General features: G+C 52.9%; 2 rRNA genes (1 of these 2 only partly in view). Both read right to left on the bottom strand.

What is annotated here, in order from left to right:
* Positions 1-345: 345 nt before the first annotated feature.
* Positions 346-461 (bottom strand): 5S ribosomal RNA (gene rrf, locus ABD892_RS00760).
* A gap of 163 nt (positions 462-624) precedes the next feature.
* Positions 625-3,073, bottom strand: a 23S ribosomal RNA gene (locus ABD892_RS00755) (it continues 453 nt past the right edge of the window).

Below are 3,073 nucleotides of genomic sequence, written 5' to 3'. Positions count from 1 at the left end.
CGTTTTGTGCAAAAACTGTACTCTGTTGCCAAAAGTACGGCCAGCTTGCTCACATTCCCAAGGTTAAGCGGGATTTAAGGAACGTCATGAGAGTTTAAGCACTGCGAGCTGTTTCCGGCCAATATGAGTGACTATTCAGCAAATCAGGAAACAACTTAGAAAATGAGGAATGAGGAGTGAGGAGTGAGGAGTGAGGAGTGAGGAGTGAGGAGTGAGGAGTGAGGAGTGAGGAGTGAGGAGTGAGGAGTGAGGAGTGAGGAGTGAGGAGTGAGGAAATTATAACGGCACATAAAGCAAAAACCCCGACCGCTAATTTCTCGTTAGCGATCAGGGTTTTAAATTAAGGCCTGGCGATGACCTACTCTCACATGGGGAGACCCCACACTACCATCGGCGATGTATCGTTTCACTGCTGAGTTCGGGATGGGATCAGGTGGGGCCAATACTCTATGGTCGCCAGACAAAACTGGTCGAGATCGTGATCTCTCACGCTCTCCGGAATCTGACCGCCAAGGATGACGGAAATGTCAAAAATGCAGGGAGCATTTTTTGACTGAATTCTATTTACTGCGCTCACACTCTCAACGATCTGTGTCGTTGGCGTTCAAATCGCTTTGGCGTTATATGGTCAAGCCGCACGAGTCATTAGTACTGGTTAGCTCAACGCCTCACAACGCTTACACACCCAGCCTATCAACGTCCTGGTCTTGGACGGCTCTTCAGGGACCTCGAAGGTCCAGGGAAGTCTCATCTTGAAGGGGGCTTCCCGCTTAGATGCTTTCAGCGGTTATCCTGTCCGAACGTAGCTACCGGGCAATGCTTCTGGCGAAACAACCCGAACACCAGTGGTTCGTCCACTCCGGTCCTCTCGTACTAGGAGCAGCTCTTCTCAAACTTCCAACGTCCACGGCAGATAGGGACCGAACTGTCTCACGACGTTCTAAACCCAGCTCGCGTACCACTTTAAATGGCGAACAGCCATACCCTTGGGACCGGCTTCAGCCCCAGGATGTGATGAGCCGACATCGAGGTGCCAAACACCGCCGTCGATGTGAACTCTTGGGCGGTATCAGCCTGTTATCCCCGGAGTACCTTTTATCCGTTGAGCGATGGCCCTTCCATACAGAACCACCGGATCACTAAGACCTACTTTCGTACCTGCTCGAGATGTACCTCTCGCAGTCAAGCGCGCTTGTGCCTTTACACTAACCGTACGATGTCCGACCGTACTTAGCGCACCTTCGTGCTCCTCCGTTACTCTTTGGGAGGAGACCGCCCCAGTCAAACTACCCACCACACAATGTCCCCACGCCAGATAATGGCGCCAGGTTAGAACCCCAACATGACCAGGCTGGTATTTCAAGATTGGCTCCACGCAGACTGGCGTCCACGCTTCATAGCCTCCCAGCTATCCTACACAAGTCATATCAAGGTCCACTGTGAAGCTGTAGTAAAGGTTCACGGGGTCTTTCCGTCTAGCCGCGGATACACTGCATCTTAACAGCGATTTCAATTTCACTGAGTCTCGGGTGGAGACAGCGTGGCCATCGTTACGCCATTCGTGCAGGTCGGAACTTACCCGACAAGGAATTTCGCTACCTTAGGACCGTTATAGTTACGGCCGCCGTTTACCGGGGCTTCGATCAAGAGCTTCGCCTAAGCTAACCCCATCAATTAACCTTCCGGCACCGGGCAGGCGTCACACCGTATACGTCCACTTTCGTGTTAGCACAGTGCTGTGTTTTTAATAAACAGTCGCAGCCACCTGGTATCTTCGACCGCCGACAGCTTAAGGAGCAAGTCCCATCACCATCAGCGGCGCACCTTCTCCCGAAGTTACGGTGCCATTTTGCCTAGTTCCTTCACCCGAGTTCTCTCAAGCGCCTTGGTATTCTCTACCTGACCACCTGTGTCGGTTTGGGGTACGGTCGTTTGTAACCTGACGCTTAGAAGTTTTTCCTGGAAGCATGGGATCAACCACTTCAGTCACCTTAGTGACCTCGTCATCAGCTCTCAGCATTATGAAACCGGATTTGCCTGGTCCCACTGCCTACTGCCTTAAACCTGGACAACCATCGCCAGGCCGGCCTACCCTTCTCCGTCACTCCATCGCAGTTACAACCGGTACGGGAATATTAACCCGTTTCCCATCGATTACGTCTTTCGACCTCACCTTAGGGGCCGACTCACCCTGCGCCGATTAGCGTTGCGCAGGAACCCTTGGTCTTCCGGCGAGGGGGCTTCTCACCCCCTTTATCGTTACTCATGTCAGCATTCGCACTTCTGATACCTCCAGCCTGCCTTCCAGCTTGACCTTCATCGGCTTACAGAACGCTCCTCTACCACCCAGCACAGTAAACTGTACTGAATCCGCAGCTTCGGTGTATGGTTTGAGCCCCGTTACATCTTCCGCGCAGACCGACTCGACCAGTGAGCTATTACGCTTTCTTTAAAGGGTGGCTGCTTCTAAGCCAACCTCCTGGCTGTCTGGGCCTTTCCACATCGTTTCCCACTTAACCATACTTTGGGACCTTAGCTGGCGGTCTGGGTTGTTGCCCTCTTGACGACGGACGTTAGCACCCGCCGTCTGTCTCCCGTAATTGCACTCCACGGTATTCGGAGTTTGCATCGGTTTGGTAACCCGGGATGGGCCCCTAGCCGACACAGTGCTCTACCCCCGTGGGTGAGATACGAGGCGCTACCTAAATAGCTTTCGAGGAGAACCAGCTATCTCCGGGCTTGATTAGCCTTTCACTCCGATCCACAGGTCATCCGCTAACTTTTCAACGGTAGTCGGTTCGGTCCTCCAGTTGATGTTACTCAACCTTCAACCTGCCCATGGATAGATCGCCCGGTTTCGGGTCTACTCCCAGCGACTATGACGCCCTATTAAGACTCGGTTTCCCTACGCCTCCCCTATGCGGTTAAGCTTGCCACTGAAAGTAAGTCGCTGACCCATTATACAAAAGGTACGCAGTCACCGTCCGAAAACGGCTCCCACTGCTTGTACGTACACGGTTTCAGGGTCTATTTCACTCCCCTCAACGGGGTTCTTTTCGCCTTTCCCTCACGG

It is taken from the genome of Kistimonas scapharcae (genome assembly GCF_039540975.1).
Taxonomy (GTDB): Bacteria; Pseudomonadota; Gammaproteobacteria; order Pseudomonadales; family Endozoicomonadaceae; genus Kistimonas; species Kistimonas scapharcae.
The sequence above is the reverse complement of the archived record's forward strand: the minus strand, read 5'-3'. Positions and strand labels throughout refer to the sequence as shown.